This is a genomic window from Pseudomonas sp. CNPSo 3701, from assembly GCF_028674975.1.
Taxonomy (GTDB): Bacteria; Pseudomonadota; Gammaproteobacteria; order Pseudomonadales; family Pseudomonadaceae; genus Aquipseudomonas; species Aquipseudomonas straminea.
Genome location: NZ_JAQZSI010000002.1, coordinates 271,657 through 297,127, shown reverse-complemented (window position 1 = coordinate 297,127; position 25,471 = coordinate 271,657). Strand labels below are relative to the sequence as shown.

The 25,471-nt window shown below is 63.7% G+C and carries 24 protein-coding genes and 1 pseudogene; 8 read left to right on the top strand and 17 right to left on the bottom strand.

Annotated elements, in window-relative coordinates; all coding sequences use genetic code 11:
- Nucleotides 1–221: 221 nt before the first annotated feature.
- Nucleotides 222–1,304: a GGDEF domain-containing protein gene (locus PVA39_RS08200; protein ID WP_274123655.1), complete on the top strand. Its 1,083-nt coding sequence runs from the start codon at nucleotides 222–224 to the stop codon at nucleotides 1,302–1,304.
- A 483-nt stretch (nucleotides 1,305–1,787) separates the two neighbouring features.
- Here the strand turns inward: PVA39_RS08200 and PVA39_RS08195 are convergent, their stop codons facing one another.
- From PVA39_RS08195 to PVA39_RS08145, 11 genes and pseudogenes are all read right to left on the bottom strand, one after another.
- Complete coding sequence (locus PVA39_RS08195) at nucleotides 1,788–2,057, bottom strand: hypothetical protein (protein WP_274123654.1); 270 nt, start codon at nucleotides 2,055–2,057, stop codon at nucleotides 1,788–1,790.
- Between the two features lie 89 nt (nucleotides 2,058–2,146).
- Nucleotides 2,147–2,422: a hypothetical protein gene (locus tag PVA39_RS08190; protein WP_274123653.1), complete on the bottom strand. Its 276-nt coding sequence runs from the start codon at nucleotides 2,420–2,422 to the stop codon at nucleotides 2,147–2,149.
- Nucleotides 2,423–2,466: 44 nt separating this feature from the next.
- Nucleotides 2,467–2,721 carry a hypothetical protein gene (locus PVA39_RS08185; RefSeq protein WP_274123652.1) on the bottom strand — a complete coding sequence of 85 codons (255 nt, stop codon included), beginning with the start codon at nucleotides 2,719–2,721 and terminating at the stop codon, nucleotides 2,467–2,469.
- A 341-nt stretch (nucleotides 2,722–3,062) separates the two neighbouring features.
- On the bottom strand, nucleotides 3,063–3,713 hold the full coding sequence (locus PVA39_RS08180; RefSeq protein WP_249908232.1) for a methionine ABC transporter permease: 651 nt from the start codon (nucleotides 3,711–3,713) through the stop codon (nucleotides 3,063–3,065).
- Nucleotides 3,697–4,737, bottom strand: a pseudogene (locus PVA39_RS08175) (methionine ABC transporter ATP-binding protein); the annotation flags it as partial. The gene PVA39_RS08180 and the pseudogene PVA39_RS08175, both read right to left, overlap by 17 nt.
- 55 nt (nucleotides 4,738–4,792) lie before the next feature.
- The gene (locus tag PVA39_RS08170; RefSeq protein WP_274123650.1) at nucleotides 4,793–5,587 is read right to left on the bottom strand and encodes a MetQ/NlpA family ABC transporter substrate-binding protein; all 795 of its coding nucleotides are present in this window, start codon (nucleotides 5,585–5,587) and stop codon (nucleotides 4,793–4,795) included.
- Between the two features lie 18 nt (nucleotides 5,588–5,605).
- A complete protein-coding gene (locus tag PVA39_RS08165) occupies nucleotides 5,606–7,024 on the bottom strand; it encodes an LLM class flavin-dependent oxidoreductase (RefSeq protein ID WP_274123649.1) in 1,419 nt (472 codons plus the stop codon).
- Entirely contained in the window at nucleotides 7,024–8,223 is a 1,200-nt protein-coding gene (locus PVA39_RS08160; protein ID WP_274123648.1) for an SfnB family sulfur acquisition oxidoreductase, read from the bottom strand. The genes PVA39_RS08165 and PVA39_RS08160 overlap by 1 nt, the downstream gene beginning before the upstream one ends.
- A gap of 4 nt (nucleotides 8,224–8,227) precedes the next feature.
- Nucleotides 8,228–9,472, bottom strand: coding sequence for an SfnB family sulfur acquisition oxidoreductase (locus PVA39_RS08155; protein ID WP_274123647.1), 1,245 nt, complete (start codon nucleotides 9,470–9,472; stop codon nucleotides 8,228–8,230).
- A 109-nt stretch (nucleotides 9,473–9,581) separates the two neighbouring features.
- Nucleotides 9,582–10,811, bottom strand: a complete 1,230-nt coding sequence (locus tag PVA39_RS08150) for an acyl-CoA dehydrogenase family protein (RefSeq protein WP_274123646.1) — start codon at nucleotides 10,809–10,811, stop codon at nucleotides 9,582–9,584.
- Entirely contained in the window at nucleotides 10,808–11,770 is a 963-nt protein-coding gene (locus tag PVA39_RS08145; RefSeq protein WP_274123645.1) for an aliphatic sulfonate ABC transporter substrate-binding protein, read from the bottom strand. Before PVA39_RS08145 ends, PVA39_RS08150 begins: the two co-directional genes overlap by 4 nt.
- Before the next feature lie 370 nt (nucleotides 11,771–12,140).
- Here PVA39_RS08145 and PVA39_RS08140 point away from each other — a divergent pair, with 370 nt between their 5' ends.
- The 4 genes from PVA39_RS08140 to PVA39_RS08125 all read left to right on the top strand — a co-directional run bounded on the left by PVA39_RS08140 (nucleotide 12,141) and on the right by PVA39_RS08125 (nucleotide 16,071).
- Nucleotides 12,141–13,457, top strand: a complete 1,317-nt coding sequence (locus PVA39_RS08140; RefSeq protein WP_274123644.1) for an OprD family porin — start codon at nucleotides 12,141–12,143, stop codon at nucleotides 13,455–13,457.
- A 69-nt stretch (nucleotides 13,458–13,526) separates the two neighbouring features.
- The gene (locus PVA39_RS08135) at nucleotides 13,527–14,519 is read left to right on the top strand and encodes an aliphatic sulfonate ABC transporter substrate-binding protein (protein ID WP_274123643.1); all 993 of its coding nucleotides are present in this window, start codon (nucleotides 13,527–13,529) and stop codon (nucleotides 14,517–14,519) included.
- A 2-nt stretch (nucleotides 14,520–14,521) separates the two neighbouring features.
- The gene (locus tag PVA39_RS08130) at nucleotides 14,522–15,343 is read left to right on the top strand and encodes an ABC transporter permease (RefSeq protein WP_274123642.1); all 822 of its coding nucleotides are present in this window, start codon (nucleotides 14,522–14,524) and stop codon (nucleotides 15,341–15,343) included.
- Nucleotides 15,340–16,071 carry an ABC transporter ATP-binding protein gene (locus tag PVA39_RS08125; protein WP_274123641.1) on the top strand — a complete coding sequence of 244 codons (732 nt, stop codon included), beginning with the start codon at nucleotides 15,340–15,342 and terminating at the stop codon, nucleotides 16,069–16,071. Before PVA39_RS08130 ends, PVA39_RS08125 begins: the two co-directional genes overlap by 4 nt.
- A 211-nt stretch (nucleotides 16,072–16,282) precedes the next feature.
- Here the strand turns inward: PVA39_RS08125 and PVA39_RS08120 are convergent, their stop codons facing one another.
- Complete coding sequence (locus tag PVA39_RS08120; protein WP_274123640.1) at nucleotides 16,283–16,801, bottom strand: rhodanese family protein; 519 nt, start codon at nucleotides 16,799–16,801, stop codon at nucleotides 16,283–16,285.
- Between the two features lie 4 nt (nucleotides 16,802–16,805).
- A complete protein-coding gene (locus PVA39_RS08115; protein WP_274123639.1) occupies nucleotides 16,806–17,120 on the bottom strand; it encodes an ArsR/SmtB family transcription factor in 315 nt (104 codons plus the stop codon).
- A gap of 74 nt (nucleotides 17,121–17,194) precedes the next feature.
- On the opposite strand from PVA39_RS08115, the gene PVA39_RS08110 reads away from it, so the two are divergent.
- Nucleotides 17,195–18,070 carry an MBL fold metallo-hydrolase gene (locus tag PVA39_RS08110; RefSeq protein ID WP_274123638.1) on the top strand — a complete coding sequence of 292 codons (876 nt, stop codon included), beginning with the start codon at nucleotides 17,195–17,197 and terminating at the stop codon, nucleotides 18,068–18,070.
- Nucleotides 18,071–18,119: 49 nt separating this feature from the next.
- Here the strand turns inward: PVA39_RS08110 and sseA are convergent, their stop codons facing one another.
- Together sseA and PVA39_RS08100 are read right to left on the bottom strand one after the other, a co-directional pair.
- Nucleotides 18,120–18,971 carry a 3-mercaptopyruvate sulfurtransferase gene (gene sseA / locus PVA39_RS08105; protein WP_274123637.1) on the bottom strand — a complete coding sequence of 284 codons (852 nt, stop codon included), beginning with the start codon at nucleotides 18,969–18,971 and terminating at the stop codon, nucleotides 18,120–18,122.
- Nucleotides 18,972–19,086: 115 nt separating this feature from the next.
- A complete protein-coding gene (locus tag PVA39_RS08100; RefSeq protein ID WP_274123636.1) occupies nucleotides 19,087–19,947 on the bottom strand; it encodes a LysR family transcriptional regulator in 861 nt (286 codons plus the stop codon).
- A gap of 102 nt (nucleotides 19,948–20,049) precedes the next feature.
- On the opposite strand from PVA39_RS08100, the gene PVA39_RS08095 reads away from it, so the two are divergent.
- Nucleotides 20,050–21,603: an NADH-quinone oxidoreductase subunit L gene (locus PVA39_RS08095; protein ID WP_274123635.1), complete on the top strand. Its 1,554-nt coding sequence runs from the start codon at nucleotides 20,050–20,052 to the stop codon at nucleotides 21,601–21,603.
- Nucleotides 21,600–24,044, top strand: coding sequence for a YbcC family protein (locus PVA39_RS08090; RefSeq protein WP_274123634.1), 2,445 nt, complete (start codon nucleotides 21,600–21,602; stop codon nucleotides 24,042–24,044). Before PVA39_RS08095 ends, PVA39_RS08090 begins: the two co-directional genes overlap by 4 nt.
- Nucleotides 24,045–24,057: 13 nt before the next feature.
- On the opposite strand, the gene PVA39_RS08085 is transcribed toward PVA39_RS08090, so the two are convergent.
- Nucleotides 24,058–24,996, bottom strand: coding sequence for an L-threonylcarbamoyladenylate synthase (locus PVA39_RS08085; RefSeq protein ID WP_274123812.1), 939 nt, complete (start codon nucleotides 24,994–24,996; stop codon nucleotides 24,058–24,060).
- A 91-nt stretch (nucleotides 24,997–25,087) separates the two neighbouring features.
- Nucleotides 25,088–25,366, bottom strand: coding sequence for a peptidylprolyl isomerase (locus PVA39_RS08080; protein WP_013791549.1), 279 nt, complete (start codon nucleotides 25,364–25,366; stop codon nucleotides 25,088–25,090).
- Between the last annotated feature and the right edge of the window lie 105 nt (nucleotides 25,367–25,471).

Here is a 25,471-nt window from a genome sequence, read left to right as displayed (position 1 = left end):
ACTACGACCTGCAATATCAAATGGCTATACTGGCGAGGCTGCTAGCGCCCAGGGCCTTAGGAATCGCGCTGTGCTGCCCGACATCTGGCTCAAATTGCACCTTCTACCAGCGCGAAAGTTATGATCACCACCGTCATCCTCGGCATGCTCTGCGTGTACCTGCTGTGTTTCAGCTTGATGTTCCTGCTGATCAGCACGCGGCTCGCCGACAAGAAATGGGCATGGACGTGTTCGCGCTCGGCAATCTGCTGCTCGGCCTTGCCTACATCATGCAACTGGTCGACGGCCCGCCGGACTTTGGATTGATGAGTGTCGCCAATCACATCTTGACGCTCAGCGCTCCGGTTACCTATCTGCTGGGCGCGCTGCGCTTTTTTGGCCGACCCACACCCATCGTTCGCCCGTTGCTGCTACTGGCGGCGATATACGCCGCCCTGCAACTGCTGGTGCAAGCGCTACTCGGCGACGAAGCGCGCCATGCGTTGCTGGCAGGCGCCTGCGTACTGCTGTTCCTAGGCATGATCATCGCGCTACTGGTAGGCAGCCAAACTTTCGCCAAGGATCTACGCGTCGAGATGCTCGTGTTCGCCGTATTGATTAGCGGTATCTGCGCGTTGAACGCCGCCAAGTTGGTGATGATCCTCAGCGGCGGCATGGCGGCGCTGGATATGAGCAGTGGCTTCCAGAGGATTTTCTACCTGTACATGTCGTTCCTGGCGACCGTGCTGCCGCCCTGTGCCGTGTGGCTGGTATTGCGCCGCCTGACCGATGAACTGCGCACGCTCGCGGCCCATGACCCGCTTACCCAACTGCTGAATCGGCGCGGGTTGATCGATGCACTGGAGGTACATTTCAACTCCCGCACCGCCGCGCCGGCCTATGTGTTGATCGTGGACATCGACCACTTCAAACGCATCAATGACACCCACGGCCACAAAGTCGGCGACCTCGTGCTCTGCCACGTCGCAGATGCCCTCAAAGTCAACGCTCGCCAGGGCGACCTGATCTGCCGGTTAGGCGGAGAAGAATTCGTGGTGATCGCTCTGGAAGCGGAGAAAACCGGCGTTCTGCAACTGGCAGAACGCATGCGTAAGGCGATAGAGCGCATTGACGTGTCAGGCAGCAACCAACCGATCCGTTGCACCGGGACCATTGGTGTGTCCGAGCATTTCACCAGCGCGCAGGCATTCGATGACTTCCTGCAACAGGCGGATGCGGCGCTATATCGGGGGAAAGCGGCGGGGCGTAATCGGGTTGAGTGGGTCCAGCAGGAAGTTAATAGATGCAGCACAATCAGCTGCTAGTGGCTTTCTGTGAGATTAACGCTGCCGTTCAGTGGCAAACTCCTGAACATTCCAATCGGCCGCGTACTGCTGAGACTTGTTAAAACTGAACCTTGTGCCCTATTTTTGCCAATTGCGACTTGAGTTGATTTAGGTTTTCAGGCTGGTGGCTGTGCTTTCGAAGCAACATATCTCGCCACCGCAACCAGTTTTCATTTATGCCTTCAACAGCTTGAGCGGAGGCAGCGGGTTCATCATCGAACCCAAACTCAAAGCCACAGCTACACATTTCGAACGACGCACCGTCATCTGTTCGCGGCTGGCATCTCAACTCCAGAGAGCCACATACCGGGCAATACCAAAGGTTATTGCTTTCCTTGTGCAGAGTAAGGTGCTCTCCCTCTCGAGTTGTTACCGTGATCTTTCTCATAAAGTTTTAATGTTTGGCTAAGGGGCGGGCTTTAGCCCGTCCCAGAGAGCGAAGCGAACGATTTGAACCACAAGTTAGGCATCATGGCTAACTGATTGTAAGAGCCTAGCTTGAAAATTTGTTGCCAACATTCGATCTACTGCGCTCAGAGACTCTATTGCTTGTTGAGGATCAAATATGTGCCCTTGCAGGATGGCGTCAGCTTGATTATGGAGAGCATATGCCAAATGGGCTGCAGCTTTTACCGCCGGATCAGGAGTGTCGTCGCTACCTAAATGATGGGCGAGCAATTGCCGGATTTCGTAAACGGCGAAAGCCAACAATTGATTTTGCGTAACGTCCATGCAAATGTATCTCCATGGTGCCTAACGTTTGGTTAAGGGGCGGGCTTTAGCCCGTCCCAGTGAGCGAAGCGAACGGTTTGAACCAATTGTTATACGCGCTTCACCGCAGAAGCCACTTCAGTTTCAAGTGCTTTAGCAGCGGCAATAAGCTTATCTATCTCAACTAGATACTCCGCAGCCGTTTTCTCGTCTTTATGCAGTCCTGAGTTGTATTTGTGCTTGTATTTATCTCTAAAGCTCAAGACTTCACCATTCAAGCTAACAAGTGATTTTATATGCTCGGAAAGCTCTGGGAAGTATATATCAGCGATCATGTACATACGGTTGGGGTCGTAGCTTTGCTTTTCTCCAGTCTTAATGGTCATGTCTAGGGCGTCGTTATAGCTAAAGTGCCCTTTCATCACCCTGACTATGGAAAATGATCTGAGATCATGGCGCTGCAAAACTTTTTGACAGCTACATAAAGCTCTTCGGCTCTCTCTCTTAAAATCTCATCTTTTCTTAATTGTCGTTCGTGCTCATGCTGAGACTTCATTCTTTTTAAATTTTCTTTATCGCTATAGGAGATTCCCAGGAAAGCAATGGTTGAAGTTAGTATTGCAGAAGCTAGTGCGCTCCATGCTGTTGCTGGTATCGATGTTAAAAATGTTATTAATGCGTCCATGGCTTCTTCTGCTGCGTATAACTATAAATAGACACCAACTGGTGCATAACTTCCCGGACGGGCGTGGTGTATAACATTCCTTGTCCCTCTCACGATGCGTGTCTAGGCTAGGGCTTTCAGCGTATCGATGAGCGTATAAGGGGGTTATACACCATGGATAGGCAGCTTCGATTGCTCGACCAAGTGCGGGAACCGACTGGTTTGAGACGCTACTCGATTCGTACAACAACTGTCTATTGCGGCTGAGCGAAGCGCATTGCTCGTAACGCATTTCTGCGACATAGGCACAAAAAGAGCCCCGGAAATCCGGGGCTTTGCATTTGCAGTGACAACCTGTTTCCTTACCGCTTGTTCAACCGCTGTGCCAGCCGATCACCACCAAACTGAATAAAGCTCACCATCACCACCAGCACGACGATCACCGTCAGCATCACCTGGGTATCGAAGCGCTGATAGCCGTAGCGGTAGGCCAGATCGCCCAGGCCGCCTGCACCGATGGCGCCGGCCATGGCGGAGGAGTTGATCATGGTGACCAGGGTGATGGTGAAGCCGCCGACGATGCCGGGCAGGGCTTCGGGCAGTAGCACGTGCCAGACGATATGCCGGCGGCGGCAGCCCATGGCCTGGGCGGCTTCGATCAGGCCGTGATCCACTTCGCGCAGGCTGACTTCGGCGATGCGCGCGAAGAACGGCGTCGCGGCGATGGTCAGCGGTACCACGGCGGCCCACACGCCATAGGTGGTGCCGACTACCAGGCGAGTAAAGGGAATCAGCGCGACCATCAGGATCAGGAACGGGATGGAACGGAACAGGTTGACGATGGCGCCGAGCACGCGGTTCAGCCGCGGCGCCTCGAAGATGCCGCCCTTGCTGCTGGTGACCAGAAATACTGCCAGCGGAATGCCGGCCAGCAGGGCGAGCAGGGATGACACGCCGACCATCAGCAGGGTGTCGAGCAGGCCTTGCCAGAGGCGTTCAAACAGCAGCGACATAACCCAGTACCTCCACATGGTCGGCCAGCGTGCGGGCGTTTTCGACCAGCGCTGCATGGCCGAGGGCTGACGGGCCGACGGACAGAATAAGGTGGCCCACGGCGTGCCCCTGGATCTGTTCCAGGCTGGCGTCGAGCAGGGTGGCGCGGCCGCCCAGGGCAGCGCCCAGTGCCGGCAAATCCGGCTCAAGGCCCGTACCGGCGAAGTGCAGGCGCAGCACCAGATCGTCGCGCTCGCTGGGCGAGTCGTGCAGGCGCTGCTGCAGGTTCGTCGGCAGGGCATGCTGCAGCGGTGTCAGCAGAGTGCGGGTGACTTCATGGCGTGGCGTGCCGAACACCTGCCACACCGGGCCTTGTTCGACCACTTCACCGCGCTCCAGCACCACCACGCGGTCGCAGATCTCGCGGATCACTGCCATCTCGTGGGTGATCAGCACCACGGTCAGGCCCAGGCGCCGGTTGATCTCGCGCAGCAGGCCGAGGATCGCCTGGGTGGTCTCCGGATCCAGAGCACTGGTGGCTTCGTCGCAGAGCAGAATCTGCGGGTCGTGCACCAGGGCGCGGGCAATGCCCACCCGCTGTTTCTGGCCACCCGAGAGCTGCGCTGGGTAGGCGCCGTGCTTGTCCTCGAGGCCCACCAGTTCGAGCAATTCGCGCACCTTGCCCTGGCGGGCTTCGCGCGGCACGCCAGCAACCTTGAGCGGCAGTTCGACGTTCTGCCACACGGTTTTGGCGGACATCAGGTTGAAGTGCTGGAAGATCATGCCGATGCGCCGGCGCAGCGCCACCAGGGCATCATCGTCATAGCCGGCGATGTCGCTGCCGTCGATCAACACGCGACCGCTACTGGGCCGCTCCAGCCGGTTGATGGTGCGCAGCAGCGAGGATTTGCCCGCGCCGCTGCGGCCGATGATGCCGAACACTTCGCCGCGTTCGATCGACAACTCGATGTCGTGCAGCGCCTGCACCGGGCCCTGGGCGCCCTCGTAGGTCTTGCCCAGGCGCTCGAAGCGCAGGTGCGCCTGGGCGCTGCGGCTGGCTGCGGCGGCCTGCTGCAGGTGGGGGTCGAAGCCGCTCATGTCAACTCTCCCAGCCGGCCTGGTAGAGGTTGCCATGGGCCTTGTCGAGCGCGGCGCGCACCGCCGGGGAGTGTTGATAGATGTCGATGAACTTGAGCAGGCGCGCGTCCTGCGCCTTCGCCGGTTGGGTGACGAACTGGATGATGTACTCGGGATGGTCAACGCCGTCGAACAGCAGGGCCGAGGCCGGATCGAAGGTTTTGGCCAGGCGGATGTAGGCCGGATAGCCCTGCACCAGATCGACCTCGTCATAGGCGCGCACCAACTGCACGGCTTCCAGTTCGATGATGCGGATGTTTTTCGGGTTGGCGGTGATGTCCTGCTGGGTCGCCTTGTAACCGACGCCGGGCTTGAGTTCGATCAGCCCGGCTTTTTGCAGCAGTTGCAGGCCGCGCCCGCCATTGACCGGGTCGTTGGCGATCGCCACCTTGGCGCCGTCCGGCAGGCTGGCGAAATCCTTGTGTGTCTTGGAGTAGAGGCCGACGTTGTTGATCACCCCGCGCGCCACCGGCACCAGGTCGTAGCCGCCCTCGGCCTTGGCATTTTCCAGGAAGGGGATGTGCTGGAAGTAGTTCACGTCGATGTCGCCATTGGCGAGGCTGACATTGGGCGCGATCCAGTCGGTGAACTCGACCAGTTCCACGTCCAGCCCCTGTTTCTTGGCTTCGGCCACGGCCACTTCCAGCGGTGGGGCAAAGGCCGCGGTGGTGCCGAGTTTGAGGGCGGGCGCGGCCTGGGCCAGGGTGCTGGCGCTGAACAGGGCGGCGAGGGTCAGGGTTTTCAATGGTTTGAGCATGGCGGCGTCCTTGTGGGGTCAGAGCAGGTTCAGCGCGTGGGCGCTGAGGTTTCGCAGTTCGTGGGGGAAGGCATTGGCGTGTTGCAGGCGGGCAGGGTCGCGCCAGGCGGCAGCCGGGTGATCGGCCGGCAGCCTTGGGCCCTGGCCGAACAGCTTGTGGCGCAGGGCGCCGTCTGCGTAGGCGGTCTTGTAGCGGCCGCGCTGTTGCAGCTCGGGAATCACCAGGTCGATGAAGTCGGCGTAGCTTTGCGGAGTGACGATTCGCGTGAGGTTGAAGCCGTCCAGGCCGGTGGCGTCGATCCACTCGATCAGCTGATCGGCCACCTGGCCTGGCGAGCCGATCAGCACCGGATAGCGTCCGCCCAGGGCGTGCTGTTCGAGCAGGCGACGCTTGGTCCAGCCGGTGAAGGTCTTGACCACCGATTCGATGGCGTTGGTCTTGCGCTCCAGGATCGGTTCGTCGAGGCCGAAGGCCGCCAGGTCGATACCGGTGGAGCTGGAGAAGTGGGCGATGCCGGCTTCCGGGCTGGCGTAGCGCAGGTACCCGGCGTGCTTGTCACGGGCCTCGGCTTCGGTGGGCGCGACGATCACAGCGATACCCATGAACACCTTGATCGCGTCGCCCTTGCGCCCGGCCGTCACGGCGCTGGCGCGCACCTGCTCGACCTGGGCGCGCACCGCATCGAAGCCATTACCGCCAATGAACACGCATTCGGCGTGCTGGCCGGCGAAGCGCGAGCCGCGTGCTGACGAACCGGCCTGGAACAGCAGCGGCGTACGCTGTGGCGACGGCTGGCTGAGGTGGTAACCCTCGACCTGATAGAACTCGCCGTGGTGGCGCACCTTGTGCACCTTGCCGGGCTGGGCGTAGATGCGGCGCTCGCGGTCGGCGAGCACGGCGTCGTCCTGCCAGCTGCCTTCGAGCAGCTTGTAGAGCACTTCCAGATATTCGTCTGCCTGGTCGTAGCGGCGGTCGTGCTCGACCTGCTGGCTCAGGCCCATGGCCTTGGCCGCGCTTTCCAAGTAACCGGTGACGATGTTCCAGCCGATGCGGCCATTGCTCAGGTGATCGAGGGTGGAGAGCCTGCGGGCGAAGGTGTACGGCGCCTCGTAGCTGAGGTTGGCGGTAACCCCGAAGCCCAGGTGCTGGGTGACGCCGGCCATGGCGGAGACCAGCAGCAGCGGGTCGTTGACCGGCAGCTGGATGGCTTCCTGCAGTGGCAGGTCGATGCCGTTCTGGTACACGTCGTAAACGCCTAGGATGTCGGCGATAAACAGACCGTCGAACAGCCCGCGCTCGAGTAATTGGGCCAGATCGGTCCAGTAGCTCAGCTGGTTGAAGTTCACCGACTGATCGTCGGGGTGCGTCCACAGGCCGTGATGGATGTGCCCGACGCAGTTCATGTTGAAGGCGTTGAGAAGAATCTGCTTGCCCATCAGATGGTCCCCCGGCGCGGCGGCAGGCGATCGTTGAGGTAGAAGTCGCCGATGGCGTGGTACTTCCAGCGCACCGGGCCGTGCAGGGTGTGGGTGCGGGCGTTGCGCCAGTGGCGGTCGAGGCCGTGTTCGGCCAGGGTGGCGCGGCTGCCGGCCAGTTCCAGCAGCTTGCTGCCGAGCAGCAGCGAGGTTTCCGTGCTGATGGCCCGAGCCTCGGCTACGGCAATCGATGCGGCGGCCACGCTGTCCGCATCTGGCGCGGCCTGGGCGCGGTCTACGAATTCGCCAGCGCGCTCCAGCAGCGCTTCGGTAGCGGCCAGGCGCACGCGCAGCTTGCCGATTTCCTGCTGGGTCAGTGGGTCGTCACTGGCCTTTTCGATGCCGGCGTCGATCCACGGCCGCGACTTGTGTCGCACGAACTGCAGCAGGTCCTCGTAGGCGCCACGGGCGATGCCGGTGTCGATGGCGGCGTGCAGCAACTGGGCGAAGGGGCCGACCGTGGTCGGGCGCTCGAAGGCACTCTGGAATGGCAGCACGTCCTCGGCGTCCACCGCCACGCCGTCGAACACCACGCTGCCACTGCCGGTGGTGCGCTGGCCAAAGCCGCTCCAGTCGTCGATCACCTGCAGGCCGCTGGCGTCACGCGGCACGAAGGCGAGAAAGCCGACGCCGTCTTCGTCGATGGCCAGGGTCGGAATGCGCTGGGCGAACAGCGCGCCGGTGCAGTAGAACTTGCGCCCGTCGATACGGTAGCCGTCGGCGGTACGGGTCAGGCGGGTGGTGCGATCCAGCGCGGTCTTGGTGCCCAACTCGGCCAGGGCATTGCCGAAGCGCTGGCCGGCCAGCACCTCGGCATACAGACGGCGCTGCTGCGCCTGGCTGCCGTTTACCCGTAGCACCTCCAGGGCGTAGAAATGGTTTTGCGGAATCTGCCCGAGCGAGCCATCGGCCTGGGCGATGCGGGCGATGACCCTGGCGACGGTGACGCTGGCCAGGCCCGGCCCGCCAAAGGCAATGGGCACGCTGATGCCCCACAGGCCGGAGTGAGAGAACTGCGCCAGTTCGGCGTGGGGCAATTGCCGCTCGCGGTCACGTTCGGCGGCGCCGGCGGAGAAACTTTCAGCCAGGCGTTCGGCGACGGCAAGGGCTTGGGCGTCGTCGCGCAGCAGCGGCACGCCAGGTTGGGTATGGGCGTTCATGGGCTCAGATCCAGGAATGGCGGTTGGGGCGGGTGCCGTTGAGGTGCCAGGCGCCGATGGCGTGGTATTTCCAGCGCACCGGATCGTGCAGGGTGTGGGTGCGGGCATTGCGCCAATGGCGGTCAAGGCCGAACTCGGCCAGGGTGGCGCGGCTGCCAGCCAGCTCCAGCAGCTTTTCACTGGCCTGCAGGCTGAGCTCGGTGCTCAGCGCCTTGGCTTCGGCTACCGCAATCGAGGCCCGCGCCGCGCCGTCGGCGTCGATGGGCGCGGCGGCCACTTCATCGAGCACCCGCCCGGCCTTGTGCAGCAGCGCTTCGGCGGCATGCAGTTCGATATGCAGGCGCCCGACGTCGGCGATCACGTATGGGTCGTCACCGGCGCGTTCGACCTTGGCGTCGATCCACGGCCGGGATTTCTCGCGCACGAAGGCAATGGCGTCACGTACCGCGCCATCGGCAATGCCGAGATCGATGGCCGCCTGAATCAGCTGGGAAAACGCGCCCTGAATGCTTGGCTTGTCGGCCAAAGGCCACAGCGGCACGAGGTCGTTCTCATAGACCTCCACCTCATTGAGCAGCAAGGTGCCGCTGGCGGTGGTGCGCTGACCAAAACCGGACCAGTCGTTGACGATGCGCAGGCCCGGTCGGCCGCGTTGGATGAAGGCCAACCACGGGCGGCCCTGATCATCCAGCGCCTTGGCGGTGACCCAGTGGGCGAACAGGGCGCCGGTGGAGTAGAACTTCTCGCCACTGAGCCGCCAGCGACCATCCCGCTGAGTCAGGCGTGCGCGCAGATCCAGGATGTGCTTGCTGCCGCGCTCGGGGCCGCCGTTGCCGATGCGCCAGCCGGCCAGCACGCTGGCGAACAGGCGTTGCTGTTGCTCTGGATTGGCAGCGGCGTGCAGCAGGCCGAGCAGGCCGAAGTGGTTTTGCGGAATTTGCCCCAGCGCAGGGTCGACGGCGCTGATGATGCGGAACACCTCGGCGATGGTCACGTATGACAGCTGCGGGCCACCAAAAGCGCGCGGCACCGCGATGCTGCCGAGGCCGCTGGCGGTGAAACGCTCCACCAGCTCCCACGGCAAGCGCCGCTCCCGGTCACGCTGGATGGCGCCTGCTTCGGCTGCATTGGCCAGGGCGTGGGCGGCCTCCAGCGCATCGGCATCGCTGGCCAGAATGGCGGCGGGGTGTAGCGGCGGGGCGACGTCCTGGTCGGATGTGCTGTCCTCAAGGGTAATCGGACGTGTCATGTGCACCTCATCGTGTGGATATACTGCAGCAGCGCGGGGGTGGGCGCGCTGCGGCAGGGAATCGAGGCTCCGGTGGTCCGGTGGCGAACGGCGTGTGTAACGAGCGCGATCAGCTGTACAGCGAGGGCTGCGGGCCCTGGCCGCTGAGCAGCCAGTGACCGAGGTCGCGCACCTTGTAGTCGATGGGGTCGTGCAGGCTGTGCACCCGCACGTTGCGCCAGAAGCGATCGAAGCCGTAGCGCGAGCTGGTGGCGCGGGCGCCCATGTTCTCGAAGATCTGGCTGGTGATATCCAGCGCTGCGCGTACTGCCACCACCTTCGCCTCGCTGATCGCCAGGGCGACCTCGGCGCGTTCGGCGGCGGTGAGTGCGGACGTTTCCCAGGCGCTCTGCAAGCGTTGTGCGGCCTGTTCGGCCAACGGCAGCGCGGCGCGATAACGCAGCCACAGCTCGCCGTAGCGTTGCTGGATGAACGGGTCATCACTGGCCTGGGCCACACCGGAGGCCGGCCAGGGGCGGCTCTGCTCGCGGGTGTAGCGCAGCGCAGCGTCCAGCGCGCCCTGGGCGTTGCCCAGGTAGAGCTGGGTGAGGATCAGCTGCGACAGGCACGAGCGCAAGGTAGTGCGTGGGCTGGGGCCGACGGGACCGAGCAATTCGCTGCTGTCCACGAATACCTGCTCGAACTGCACGGTGCCGCTGTCGGTCTGGCGCTGGCCGAAGCCGTCCCAGTCCTGATTCACCGCCAGGCCTTCGCGCTGGCTGGGCAACACGATGAACACCCGGTCATCGGGCTTCTTGCTGCGCTGTACGCCGATCACCAGTGCATCGGCGCCCAGGGCACCGGAGCAGAACGACTTGCTGCCGTTTAGCTCGAAATGCTCCTCGCGCTGGGTAAGATGCAGCCCGACGTCACGGCCATTGGTGGCATTGCCCCAGAACCAGTTTTCCTGCACGGTGCGGGTCAGCCAGTGGCGTTGCTGCTCGGGGCTGGCGAACAGCTGGATGGTCGCCACCTGCAGATGCTGGAAGGCGAAAAGATGGGCGAGCGAGCTGTCGGCGGCGGCGAGGTAGCGCACGATGCGGTAGATCTCCGGCCAGGCCACGCCCTGGCCGCCGTACTGTTGCGGCACGGCGAGGGTCAGCAGTCCGCTGCTGCGCAGCAGTTCACGTTCGGCCTGTGCACTGCCGCCGGCGCGGTCACGCTCCACGGCGCTGGCGGCCAACTGCCGGGCCAGGCGTTCGACGGTGGCGCTGCGGCTGCCGAAATCCGCCGGGAACAGATGGGCGGCGAACAGTGGTTCTTCCGGCTTGCTGGGGTAGGCGAGGGCTTGGCTGCTCATGGTGCCGGGCTCCAGATGTTCACCTGGCGGGCGTCCACGGCCTTGGGCAACAGCCCGGCCGCGAGGAAGGCATCGGCGATCTTCTGTTGCTCGGCAAGGCTGTCAGGCTTGACCAGGCGCACCTGGTAGCTGCGTTTGGCGTTGGCCTTCTCGACGATGGCGGGATCCAGATTGCCCCACAGCGGGCTGAGCACCTCGGCGCCCTGGCGCGGGTTGGCGCGCAGCCAGTCGCCGGTTTTCACCAGCTCGGCGAAGACGATCTGCAGCACCTGCGGGTGATTTCTGGCGAAGCTGGCGCTGGTCAGGTAATAGCGCTGGTAGTCGGCCAGACCTTCGCCATCCGCGAGGATGCGCGTGGGCAGTTGCTGCTGGGCGCCACTGAGAAAGGGCTCCCAGGTCACCCAGGCATCGACCTTGCGATTCTCGAAAGCGGCGCGACCGTCGGCGGGCGTCAGGTAGGCCGGCTCGATGTCGCTGAATTTCAGGCCTGCCTTGGCGAGCGCGGCGATCAGCAGGTAGTGCACGCCGGCCGCTTTGGTGACGGCGACCTTCTTGCCCTTGAGGTCCGCCAGGCTTTTGATCGGAGAATCCTCGCGCACCACGATGGCCTGGGCGTGAGGCGAGGGCGCCTCCTGGGCAAAGTAGGCGAGGTCGGCGCCGGCTGCCTGGGCGAACACCGGTACGGTATCGGCGACATCCGCGGACAGGTCGATATTGCCCACATTGAGCGATTCCAGCAGCGGCTGACCGCTGGGAAACTCGTGCCAGCTGATGGTGACGTCCTGATCGGCCAGCGCTTTTTCCAGAGTGCCCTGGCTCTTCAGCAGGCTGATCAGGGTCGATGATTTCTGGTAGCCGATGCGCAGCTGTTCGCCGGCATTGGCAAGTGGCGCAGCGGCCAAGCCAAGGATCAGTAACACGGCAGTGATGGGGCGGTGCAGGGAATGCGGCAATGACATGGCAGGGCCTCGACAAAAACGCGTGGCGGCCATACGGGGACGATCACACGTACTTCATGAATGAGCGATTGAAGTCCGGTGGTCCGGTGTCGAGAAGCTAATCGATATAAAAAATGATTAATAAATAATTTTTAGATATTAGCTTAGGTCGACGAATCTGCTTTTCTTATTATGCAAAATAGTTACTACAAAGTGAAAAATAATTCTTTTTAGGGATTATCAAGGCTCTCGTAAATTAACCACCAGCCGACAGCGGACCACCGCATCGGGCCCGAACCAGGGGCTCTCTGCCAACGTCTTCGTGTCGGTGATGTCGAGCTCCTGCGCCGTGCCCGTTCATAACAGCACACCCTGCACTGGAGCATCGAGCATGAACAAGTCCACCCTGGCATTGGCCGTCGCCCTTGCCGCTCTGGCCACCGAAGCGAGCGCTGCTGGCTTCATCGAAGACAGCAAGGCCAGCATCGGCCTGCGCAATTTCTATTACGACCTCAACACCAAGAACACCGCCAACAACAATGGCGAGGCGCAGGAGTGGGGGCAGGGTTTCATTTTCAACTACGCCTCAGGATTCACCCAGGGCACCGTCGGCTTTGGCCTCGACGCCATTGGCCTGCTCGGCGTGAAACTCGATTCCGGCGGCAAGGCGGGCAAGGCCGGGCGTGATCGCACCCCGGGCCAGCTATTTCCGCTCGATAGCGACGGCAGCGCGGTGGACGACTACAGCAAGGCCGGCGTAACCGCCAAACTGCGGCTGTCCAAGACCGAGGCGCGTATCGGCACGCTGCAGCCCAAGCTGCCGGTGGTGACCTTCAACGATGGTCGTCTGTTGCCGCAAATCTTCCAGGGCGGGCAGATTACCTCCAGTGAAATCGATGGCCTGACGCTCACTGCGGGACAGCTGGAAAGCACCAAGACCCGCAGCTCCACCGACGACATCGCCTTGCGTATCGCTGGCGCCTCGGGCGATGCCGACACCAACAAGTTCTATTTCGCTGGCGGCGACTGGAAGGCTACCAAGGACCTGACGCTGCAGTACTACTACGGCAACCTGGAAGACTTCTACAAACAGCATTTCCTCGGGCTGGTGCATAACTGGGCCATCGGACCGGGCTCGCTTAAGAGTGACCTGCGCTATTTCGACAGCAATTCCGACGGCAAGAATGGCAACGCGGCTGGTCGCGCTCAGGGCTATACCAGTACCGGCTATTACGGTAACGGCGTGACCACCGGCGAGGTCGACAACCAGACCTGGAGCGCCTTGTTCACCTACACCCTGGGCAGCCATTCCGCCGGCCTTGGCTATCAGCAGGTCGAAGGCGACAGTGCTTTCCCCTTCCTCAACCAGGGCGGCGGCTCGTCGTCCTACCTGATCACCGACCGCCAGCTCGGCAGATTCGCCAGCGCCGGCGAGCGTACTTGGGTCGCCGAGTACGCCTATGACTTCGCCAAGCTCGGCGTGCCGGGCCTGAAGGCCAGCGTCGCCTACCTGAAGGGCGACAACGTCGACTCCGCCAATGGCGACCTCAAGGAGTGGGAGCGTGATCTGCGCCTGGATTACACCCTGCTCGACGGGCCGCTCAAGGGGCTGGGCGTGTCCTGGCGCAACGCGACCCAGCGCGGCAACGTCGCTACCGATGCCGACGAGAATCGCCTGATTCTGAGTTACACCCTGACGCTGCTCTGATCGTCCGTTATCGCCATTGGCCTGGCGGCCGGCAGTGGCTCGCCAGTGTCATCTATAAGGAACAGAATCATGAACAAAACCACTTTGCGTGTCGGGCTTGCCGCCCTGTTTGCCGTCTGGCTGCCGACTGCTGTGCAGGCTGCTCCGCCCAAGGAAGTACGCCTCGATTACGCCTACTACGCCCCCACCAGCCTGGTGCTCAAGCAGCAACGCTTGCTGGAAAAGGCGCTCGAGCCCCAGGGTATCAGCGTCAAATGGGTATTCAGCCAGGGCAGCAACCGCTCGCTGGAATACCTCAACGGTGGCAGCACCGATTTCGCTTCTACTGCCGGCCTGGCCGCGGTGCTGAGCCGCGCCAATGGCGCGCCGATCAAGACCGTCTACGTGGCCAGCCGCCCGGAATGGACGGCGCTGGTGGTACCCAAGGATTCTCCGATCCAGACCGTGGCTGACCTCAAGGGCAAGAAGGTGGCAGCTACCAAGGGCACCGATCCCTTCCTGTTCCTGTTGCAGAGCCTGCAGAAAGCCGGGCTGAACAAGAACGACGTGGAGATCGTCCACCTGCAGCACCCCGATGGTCGTGTGGCCCTGGAACGGGGCGACGTACAGGCCTGGGCCGGGCTCGACCCGCTGATGGCGTCGAGCGAGTTGCAGGCCGGCTCGCGCCTGCTGTATCGCAACCGCGACTTCAACAGCTACAGCGTGCTCAGCGTGACCGAAACCTTCGCCAAGCAGCAGCCGGCGCTGATCGAACAGGTCATCGCGGCCTACGAGCAGGCGCGCCAGTGGGCCATTGCCAACCCGGATGCATTGGCCCAGCTGCTCGCCGATGAAGCCAAGCTGCCACTGGAAGTGGCCAAGCTGCAGCTGTCGCGTACCGACTTCAGCAACTCGCAGCCCGGCGCCGAACATATCAATGCGCTGAAGGCGGCGGCTCCGATCCTGCTTGAAGAGGGCCTGGTACGCCCGGGCACCGACGTTGCTCAGGTGGTCGATCAGCTGATCACGCCGCAGCTGGCGGCCAAGGCGATCGGTCAGTCCGTAGCCAAGGCAGGACAGTAACCATGAAAGCCCTGAGCTTCGCCATCAGCCGCGGTCTGCCCATCTGGCGGCTCAGACTCAACGACCTGCGTGGCTGGGTGGTGCCGCTGCTGTTGCTGGCGCTGCTGGAAACCCTGGTGCGCACGGGCCTGTTGCCTAGCCACCAGATGCCGGCGCCCAGCCAAGTGGCGCAAACGCTGTACCTGCTGGCGCAGAGCGGTGAGCTGTGGCGGCATCTGAGTGCCAGCCTGCTGCGGGTCGGGGCTGGCTTCGTGATCGGTGCGGCGCTGGCCATCGTCATCGGCACCTGGGTCGGGCTGAGCCGGCGCGCCGAGGCGTATCTGGAGCCGACGTTCCAGGCGCTGCGGGCGATTCCCAGTCTGGCCTGGGTACCCTTGTTGCTGCTCTGGCTGGGCATCGATGAAACGCCGAAGATCGTGCTGATCGCCCTGGGGGCCTTCTTTCCGGTGTACCTGGCGCTGCTGGCCGGTATCCGCAATATCGACCGCAAGTTGGTGGAAGTGGGGCAGCTTTATGGCCTGCCGCCACTGACGCTGGTACGCCGCATTCTCCTGCCGGCCGCACTGCCAAGCCTGTTCACGGGCCTGCGTGGCTCGCTGAGCCTGAGCTGGATGTTCCTGGTCGCCGCCGAACTGATCGCCGCCACCCGCGGCCTCGGTTACCTGCTCAGCGATGGTCGGGAAACCTCGCGACCGGATCTGGTGATCGCCGCCATTCTGTTGTTGGCGCTGCTCGGCAAACTCAGCGACAGCCTGCTCAAGGCCTGGGAAAACCGTGCCCTGCGCTGGCGCGACAGCTATCAGGGTGGGGAGGGTGGAGCATGAATGCGCTTCTGCAATTACAGAACATTCATAAGGCCTTCGCCGATGTGCGGGTGCTCGAAGACGTCAGCCTGAGCCTCGCTACCGGCGAGGTGGTCAGCCTGCTCGGCCCCAGCGGCTGCGGCAAGAGCACCTTGCTGCGAATCGCCGCTGGGCTGGACCGCGAATACCAGGGCGATTTGCAGCTCGGCGCGCACCTGCCGCGCGGGCGCGGCAACGGCATCGGCGTGGTGTTCCAGGAGCCGCGGCTGATGCCCTGGTTGAGCGTGGCGCACAATGTCGGTTTTGCCGACGGCTGGATCGCCGAGGACAAGTGGGTGCAACAGCTGCTGCGTGACGTCGGCCTGCAGGGGCGCGGTGACGCCTTGCCCAAGCAGTTGTCCGGCGGCCAGGCGCAGCGTGTGGCGATTGCCCGAGCGCTGTACGGAAAACCCCAGGTGCTGCTGCTCGATGAGCCGTTCAGCGCGGTGGATGCCTTCACGCGGATGAAGCTGCAGGACCTGGTGGCCGAGCTGGCTGCCCGCTACGGGATTGCCGTGCTGCTGGTCACCCATGACCTGGACGAGGCGTTCTACCTGAGCGATCGCGTGCTGATTCTCGGTGGCGCTCCTAGCCGTTTGCAGCGTGAGCTAGCGGTGCCGTTACCGCGTCCCCGAGATCGTCGCTCGCCACAGCTGGCGCAGTTGCGCGGTGAGGCGCTGACGGAGCTGTATCAGTCCCATGCGCTATAAGCGCCTGTTCGCATCTTTCTATGCATGCGTTCGAATACAAGGCTAGAGCAGACGTTATTGGTTTGCCGATGGGAGCGGGCCGGAGCGCCTACTCCATTCCCGGGATTTTCGCGGGCATGGCCCGTTCCCCACAGATAATGCGCCGATGACCGCTCTGGCGCTTACATGGCCTATCGGGCTGACAGGGTTTGTCACGCTGGCCATGATCCTGTCAGGCCGCTGCGCGTCGATTCCATGGCATGACGCGCAACAGGTTGGCCATCCCGCACCAGCCTGTCACACCCGCAAACATCAGTCCGGCACCGACAAACGCCGATAGGCCGAAGAAGGCGGGTGTGACCACCAGACCCAGCAGAACGCCGGTCAGCACCAGCGCACCGGCAGTGATCTGAACCTGGCGCATGATTTCCAGCGGCTGCGAGCGGTCGGTCACCGTCGGCTGTCCAGCCTGCCGCCACGCATCGATGCCGCCGTCGAGGATATAGACGGGTACATCGCCTGCCGCTGCGCCGAGCTGGGTTTTATTGGCGGCGGTACGCATCCCCGACTTGCAATGGAAGATGATCGCGCCGCCGTCATGGGGTAGATCATTGAGCCGCTCGAGCGGTACGTTGATTGGGCCTGGAATATGCTCGCGCGCATGTTCGTCAGCGCTGCGAATGTCGATCAGCCGGGCACCGGCGTCGATAGCCGCTTGTGTTTCAGCAGGGGAAAGGGTCTTGAGTGTCATGGCATCAATCCTTGCAGTACAGCTGATAGAGGGTGGCGAGCAAGGTTTCTATACGGGCGTCTGCGATGGCGTACCAGATCGTCTGTCTCTCACGCCGGTAAGTCACGAGACCTTCGTCGCGCATCTTGGCAAGGTGCTGGGAACAGGCCGATTGCGACAGACCGATATCGCGGGCCAGGTCGCCGACCGTCATCTCGCCATGCTCAACCAACTTGCAAAGCAGCATCAGTCGTCGTGTATTGCCGATCGCCTTCAGCGTACCGGCCACCTGTTCGGCTTTCGTCTCGAAAGTCGCCAGATCCATAGGTGCTTTGAGCATCGCTCACCTCTAAATTAGATATTGCTTATTTAGCATTGTCTAAAATATATTCGCAAGCGCTAGCGGAGGAAATCATGAGCCAACCCTTCATCGAGGCGTTTTTCGACGAGCCGACCAACACGATCAGCTACCTTGTCGGTGATCCCGCGACGCGGACAGCAGCGGTGATCGATCCAGTGCTCGACTTCGATATGGCCAGTGGCGTCGCGGACACTCGCTCGGCCGAGCGGATCGTTACCTTCGCCAGCGACCATGACTGGCGGATTGCGATGGTGCTGGAAACACACGCGCACGCCGACCACCTGTCGGCGGCTCCATTCATCGCCGCGCATACCGGTGCCTGGATCGGTATCGGTGCACATATTCGTGACGTGCAGAAAATTTTCCGGCCCGTGTTCGCGATGGACGATCTCAAGACCGATGGTTCGGACTTCGACAGACTATTCGAAGATGGCGATCGCTTCGCTATCGGCGCCCTGCAGGTGGAGGTGCTCCATGTTCCGGGCCATACGCCTGCCGATGTTGCCTATCGCATTGGCGATACAGCCTTCGTCGGCGACACGCTGTTCATGCCTGACTACGGCACCGCCCGTGCCGACTTCCCCGGCGGGAGTGCGCGTACGCTCTATCGCTCGATTCGTCGCCTGCTGGCGCTGCCTGACTCGACGCGCCTTTTCTTGTGCCACGACTACAAGGCCCCGGGCCGCGATGACTATCGTTGGCAGACGACGGTGGGCGAGCAGCGCCGGTCGAGCGTGCATGTCCATGACGGCGTGAGCGAGGACGAGTTCGTTGCGCTGCGCGAGCAGCGCGACGCTCGCCTCTCAGTACCGAAGCTGCTGCTGCCCTCGATCCAGGTCAACATCCGCGCCGGGCATTTCGTCGAAGCCGAGGCAAACGGCGTGAGCTATTTGCGTATTCCAGTCAAATGGAAAGCGGGGCACAGGTAGTCAATCCCAAGCGGCGTTAGCGCCTACCAAGAAAGGCGGCGTTAACGCGTTAGACCACGCCGGTGGCCTTTGGTGTGTCGGTGCGACTGCCCCACTCGGTCCAGGAACCGTCGTACAGCGCACCCTCCGGCAGACCGGCCACTTCCATGCCGAGCAGCAGCACTGCCGCGGTAACGCCGCTGCCGCAGCTGGTGATCACCGGCTTCTTGCCATCGACCCCTGCTGCGCTGAACAGGGTGCGCAGGGTCTCCGCGGGCTGCAGGGTGTGGTCACTACGCAACAGGCGGCTATACGGCAGATTCTGGCTGCCCGGAATATGCCCGGAGGCGACACCTGGGCGTGCTTCGGCGGTGCTGCCGTCGAAGCGGTTGGCGGCGCGGGCGTCGAGAATCAGCGTGTCTTCACGCTCGATGGCCTCAAGCACGTCACCCAGGCCGCGTACCTTGCGGGCGTGCACATTGACCTGGAAGCTTCGCGGCTGGGCAGCCGCCGGCTCGCCGGTTTCGGTGGCGCGCTGTTCGACCAGCCACTTGGGCAAGCCGCCATCGAGCACTGCGACGTTCTGGTGGCCGAAGTAGCGAAACAGCCACCAGGCGCGCGCGGCGGAGAACAGCCCCTTTTGGTCGTACACCACCACGCGGGTGTCGTTGCCCACGCCTTCGGCGCCGGCCAGCCGCGCAAAGCGGCCCTGGGAGGGCAGGGTGTGGGGAAGCGGGGTGTCGGGGTCGGAAAAGGCGTCGATATCGAAGAAGCGGGCACCGGGAATATGCGCCTTGAGGAATTCTTCGCGGCCATTTTTTCCTTCGTTGGGCAGGTAGGTACTGGCGTCGAACAGCACCAAGTCCGCGGTATTACTTTCGCGCGCCAGCCAGTCGGTTGTTACCAGAGGGCCAAATGTCATGCTTCGTCTCCTTGCGTAGCGTTGGCGTTCATCCTGCCAGCTTGGCGGGCGCGGTGCAGCCTTTGGCGACCGGCTGAACAGACCGATTTTGTCTATACATGTAAGGCAGCCGCGTTCAAGCCAGCAGCTCTTCGAGAATGCTGAGGTTGAAATGCCGCTGCAGGGTAACGGCGAAGAACTGCTCGGCGATCTCGGGAATCTCGGCATACAGCTGCAGCACGCCGGCCTGCAGCTCGTCCTGCACCACCACCGCCGGCAGCAGGGCCATGTCGCCGGAGTCGCGGGCCAACAGGCGCAGCATGGCCATGTCGTCGACTTCCGCGCAGATGTCGGGGCGCAGGCTGTGACTGTCGCAGAACAAATCGAACTGACTGCGGATGTCGCTGCTGCGCCCCGGTACGATCAGCCGGGCCTGCTGCAGATCGCGCTGCAAGTCGAAGCCATCAGCGCGCGGCGGGCCGACCAGGCAAACGCTCTGCCGATCCAGCAGGCGACAGCGCCAGGAACGCTGAGCGTCGCTGCTCACCGCCTGGTTGGTCAGCACCACGTCCAGTTTGTGCAGCGCCAGCCGCTCCAGCAGGTCGTTCAGACCGCCGGACTCCAGCACGATGCGCAGCTTGCCACGGCCCAGGAAGGGACGCAGCAGGTTCTCCTGAAAGTTACGCGACAGCGTTGCCACCGCGCCGATGCGCAGTTGCTGATTGGCCTGCAAGGCACCCTGCAGCGTCATCTGCAGCTCGCTGCCCAAGGCGAAGATGCTGTCGGCGTAATCCAGCACCAGTTGGCCGGCCTCGGTCAGCAGCAGGTTGCGCCCGGAGCGAATGAACAGGGCGTGGCCGAGCTGCTCCTCGAGTGCGCGGATCTGCGTCGACAGCGCCGACTGCGCCACGTGCAGGGTCTGGGCGGCGCGGGTCAGGTTGCCTTCCTTGGCCACGGCCCAGAAGTAGTGCAGGTGATGAAAATTCAGGCGACGCATACGATGTTTTCTAAAAGCGAATGTTTGGTTCTTATCAATCTATTTTAATTAAGTAAAGCGCTCCCGGAGACTACCGCCATTATCTAGCTCTGGAGATCGCTCATGTACCCCACACTCTCTTATTTAGCCAACTGGCTGCCGTGGCTGTACGCCCTGGCGCTGGTGCCTGTCGCCCTGTGGCCTGCGCGCCTGACCAAAAGCCTGTGGTGCGCGGGTCGCCTGGCGGCTATAGCTGGTGTGGCGCTGGTGCTGGCGGCGCTGCTACAGGCTGGTCTGGACGACCAACCCGCTGACCGCCTGGGGCTGGCCATGGCCAGCCTGGTCAGCCTGCTGGCGCTGGTGATCGTCGAGTTCTCCGCGCGCTACCTGCAGGGCGAGTCGGGCCAGCGCCGATATTTGCTAGCTTTGCTCGGCACCCTGGCGGCGGTGGCGCTGGTGGTCACCAGCCGCGACCTGTACGCCCTGGTGGCCGCCTGGATCGTTTCCAGCCTGTGCCTGCACCAACTGCTGACCTTCTACCCCGACCGGCCCATGGCCCTGGTGGTGGCGCACAAGAAATTCATCGCCAGTCGCCTGGCCGATGTCTGCCTACTGGTAGCCAGTGTGCTCCTGGTACGCGCGGCCGGTAGCAGCGAGCTGGCGTTGATTACCGAGCAGGTGACGCTGCGCCTGCAGCAGGGCAGCGCTCTGGGTTGGGATCTGCACCTGGCGGCGGTGCTGCTGGTGCTGGCGGTGATACTCAAGTCGGCGCAGCTGCCGGTGCACGGCTGGTTGATTCAGGTGATGGAAGCGCCGACGCCGGTCTCCGCGCTGCTGCATGCCGGGCTGGTCAATCTCGGTGGTTTCGTGCTGCTGCGTTTCGCGCCGTTGCTGTCTGCCGCGCCGGTCGCGCAGACGCTGCTGGTGGTGATTGGTGGGCTGACCGCGGTGCTCGCCGCGTTGGTGATGATGACCCGCATCAGCATCAAGGTACGCCTGGCCTGGTCGACCTGCGCGCAGATGGGCTTCATGCTGCTCGAAATCGGCCTTAGCCTATACGAGCTAGCGCTGGTGCACCTGCTGGCGCACTCGTTGTACAAGGCCCATGCCTTCCTGGCCTCCGGCGAAACGGTGCTACAGGTGCGTCACCACGCCCTGCAGCCGGCGCGCCCGGCACCGAATCTCGCGGCCTTGCTGCTGGCGCTGTTGCTGGCGGCGCTGGCCGTGGTTCTGCTCGACCAACTGTGGCGCCATTTCGTGCCGGCTCAGCCGCTGCCGCTGGAGGCACTGGCCATTCTCGCCGTGGGGCTGGCGCCCTGGTGCCTGCGCCGCGGCCAGCCGTTCTACGCCGCTGCCACGCTGGCGGCGCTGCTGAGTCTGTATCTGCTCTGGCACCTGGCCGCGAGCTGGATTCTCGCCAGCCACGAGCCGCTGCCTGACGCTCCGCTGGCCCTGAGCGTGCTCGCTCTGGGCCTGTTCCTCGCGCTCTACCTGCTGCAGGCGTGGATCGTCGCGCGGCCGCAAGATGCGTTGGCGCGGCGCCTGTATCCGGCGGCCTTCGCCGGCTTCTTTCTCGATGAACACTTCACCCGCCTGACCTTCCGCCTGTGGCCGGTACGGCCGCTGCCGCAACGCCCGCAGCAAGCCACCTTGACCGTTATCGGAGAGCGCCCATGAATGCCATCGAATACTTCTTCGTGCTCGACCGCGACACCCTGCATGCCGCCGCCGCGAGGGCCTGCGAGCGCATCGCACCGACCTGGCCGCCGGATCGCCTGATCGCCGTCAACCCGTTGTGGGAGCGCCGCCAGCAGAGCTGGGCCGAGGTGGCCGAGCAACTCTGGCGCCGCGCCGGCAGCCGGCTGACCCTGAACGCCGAGGACTATCGCCAGGCCTGGACCAGCGGTGCGATTGGTGAGCGTCACCTGCAGCAGGCGCTGGCGGAGAACTCCCTTGGCTGGACGTCGCAGCATCTGCTGCAGGCCATGCAAGGCGCCGATGAAAAGTCCCGTGGCTTGCCGCTGCTGGAGGACATGGTCGACGCCGATATCGCGCTACCGGGCTGGCCGACCCTGATCACCCAGCAGATCGGCCAGTGTTGCGCCGCCTGGTTCGATGAAAGCCAGGCCGACTGGCATGTGAATCGTCAGGGCGGCCTGTACCAGGCCTGGCGCCAGGCCATGCAGGATGATCGCGGGCTGAGCGTACTCAGCGCCTGCCCCGAACTGAGCGCGCGCATCGCCGAGCTGCCGCCGCAGGCCGAAGTGGCCCTGGAGCTGGCGGTTCAGCGTTTGGGCCTCGGCGCCGATGAGCTGGAGGAGTGGTTCGATTGCCTGTTGCTGCGCAACCTGGGATGGGCATCTTGGTGCGCCTACCGGAGCTGGCAGGCTCGGCAGGGCGGTGGCGACGATGCGACGCTGTTCGACCTGTTGGCCATTCGTGCCGCCTGGGAATGGCTGGTGGATGACCGCCGGCGCGAGGCGGGCAGCCGCTGGGACAACTGGCGCCGTGCCTGGCAGGCCGCCCGCGCGCAGCAGCCCTCATCAAGCTGGCAGGCGCTGCAGCTGTGGCACCGTGCCGAGGAGCTGGCCTGGCAGGAGCGGTTGCAGCTGCTGTTGTGTAATCAGCAACCGCAACCGTCACCAGGTGTGCCACTGGCCAAGCTGTACTTCTGCATCGATGTGCGCTCCGAGCCGCTGCGCCGCGCGCTGGAAACGGTTTGCCCAGAGGTCGAGACCGGCGGCTTCGCCGGTTTCTTCGGCCTGCCCATCGCCTACACACCGCTGGGTACCTGTGCCTCGCGGCCGCAATTGCCAGGCTTGCTGGCCCCACAGTTGATGGTCGGCGACAGCAGCGGCGATACCCGCCATGACGCCGAGCTGGCCGCACGCCGCCAGAGGCGGCTGACGCGCCAGGGGCGTTGGCGGCTGTTCGAGCGCTTGCCGGCTTCCGGCTTCAGCCTGGTCGAGTCGCTTGGTTTGGGTTATGCCGCCAGCCTGCTGGGGCGCACCTGTGGCCTGCTGGGCGCCGGCCATTCGGCCGAGCGGGTGGCCTGGAAACCTGCCGAGTGGCAGCGCTTGCGTCCGGTGCTGGCACTTGACTCGGCCTCGCAGCGGGTCGAGATGGCCGCGCGTATTCTGCGGGCCATGGGCCTGACGCAGAACTTCCCGCCACTGATCCTGCTGCTCGGCCATGGCAGCCAGAGCGCCAACAACCCCCAGGCTGCCGGCCTGGACTGCGGTGCCTGTTGCGGGCAGAGCGGCGAGATCAACGCCCGGGTGCTGGCCGATCTGCTCAACGACCCACAAGTGCGCAAAGGGTTGATTGGGCAAGGCATCGTGCTGCCTACCGAGTGCCGCGTGCTGGCCGGGCTGCACAACACCACCACAGACGAGGTAGAGGTGTTCGATACTGAGGCTCTGCCGCCTGCACTTGCGCCAAGCTGGCAGCGCCTGCGCGAGGCACTGGATGGCGCGGCGCGGCGGGTACGTCAGGAGCGTGCGCCGAGTCTGGGCCTGGAGCATCTGGCCGATAATCCCAGGCGGCTGCTGAAGGCGCTGCTCCGGCGCGCCAACGACTGGTCCCAGACCCGCCCGGAATGGGGCCTGGCCGGCAACGCGGCCTTTATCGCCGCGCCACGTTCGCGCAGCCGTGGGCTCAATCTGCAGGGCCGTGCCTTTCTGCACGACTACAGCTGGCGCCTGGACGAAGACGGCAAGGTGCTGGAGCAGATCATGACCGCGCCCATGGTGGTGGCGCACTGGATCAACCTGCAGTACCTGACCTCGACCACCGACAACGGGCGTTTCGGCAGTGGCAACAAGGTGCTGCACAACGTGGTGGGTGGTCATATCGGCGTGTTCGAGGGCAACGGCGGCGACCTGCGCATCGGCCTGGCGCGGCAATCGCTGCACGACGGTCAGCGCTGGATGCACCGCCCGCTGCGCCTGAGCGTGGTGATCGCCGCACCATGCGCGATGATCGATCAGGTCATCGCCAATCATCAGGTGGTGCGGGAACTGGTGGAGAACGGTTGGTTGCACCTGCTGCGCCTGGATAATCAGCCAGGTGCGCCGTTGCAGATCCGCGATGGCCGCGGCTGGCGGCCGCTGAACTGAGCCGCCGTGTGGGTTACTGGGTGGTGGCGCGCTGCAGGCGCTCGTGTACCGCTGCCCAGGCGGCGCCTTGTGGCGGCAGGGCGATATGCAGGTGGCGCAGCTGCAAAGCATCGAGCTGGTAGAGGGCTGCATACAGGCCCGCGGCATAGCGTTCGGGGTCGGCGCTCAGGTCGATGGCCGGGCCGCGGGTCGGACGGGCCTGGCCGCACCAGATCCAGCCGCAGTCCGGCGTATCCAGCGCAGCGTTGGGTACCTCGACAAAGGTGCTGGCTAGGGTGCCTGGCGCGTAGTGACGGCGGTGTTGGCCGGGCGCGCGCAGGCCGCCGGCCTGGGTGTCCAGCGCCTGGCCGAGCACCTGCTGCAGGCGCTCTTGATCGAGCATGCCATGGCGCAGCAGGCGCGGGCTGTCGCCGGGTAGCAGGGCGACGATGCTCGACTCCAGGCCGACCTGGCAGGCGCCGCCGTCGAGGATCAGCAGCTCGCTATCGGCGAACTGATGGGCGACGTGGGCGGCGCTGGTCGGGCTGATCGACATGTAGCGGTTGGCCGACGGCGCCACCAGCCCGCCACCGAAGGTCTGCAGCAAGGCGCGGGCGCCCGGATGAGCCGGTACGCGCAGGGCGACGCTGTCTTGCCCGGCGGTAACGCTGCGCAGGACATCGTCACGGGCCGGCAGCACCAGGGTCAGCGGCCCCGGCCAGAAGGCGTCCATCAACATCTGCGCTTCGGGCGAGATCTCGCGGACCCAGTCGGCCGCCTGGCTGGCATCGGCCAGATGAACGATCAGTGGGTTGCTGCCCGGGCGTCCCTTGAGCTGGAACACCTTGGCCACGGCGTCGCCGTTGCGGGCATCGGCCGCCAGGCCGTAGACGGTTTCGGTGGGCATCGCGACCAGTTCGCCGCTCTGCAGTTGGCGGGCGCAGCGCTCGATGTCGAGGGTGATGGTGGGCATGGCTGACAAGGTAACTCGTGGTATTCGGGTGAAAGCGGGCAATTCTAAGATCTTTCGCAGCCGGTGACAGGCGCTTTGCACCTGGTGCCAATCAATCGCGGAAGAACACCTGCACCAGGTGATAGCCGAACTGGCTCTTGATCGGGCCGTGCACTTCGCGCAGCGGCTTCTTGAAAATCACCTGATCGATCACCCGCACCATCTGCCCCGGGCGGACTTCGCCCAGGTCGCCGCCTTTCTTGCCGGACGGACAGGTCGAATGTTTGCGCGCCAGCACGTCGAAGGCTTCGCCGCCGGCGATGCGCTTCTTCAGAGCAGCGGCTTCCGCTTCGGTCTTGACCAGGATGTGGCGGGCCATTGCCTTTGCCATGACAGGTTCCTCAGTTATCGGGCGCGTATTGTGCCAGTATTCGCGGCGCCAGCTAAATGGCGCCATTTATTCGGCCTTTCAAGGTCGTCTATTTTTCAATCTTGG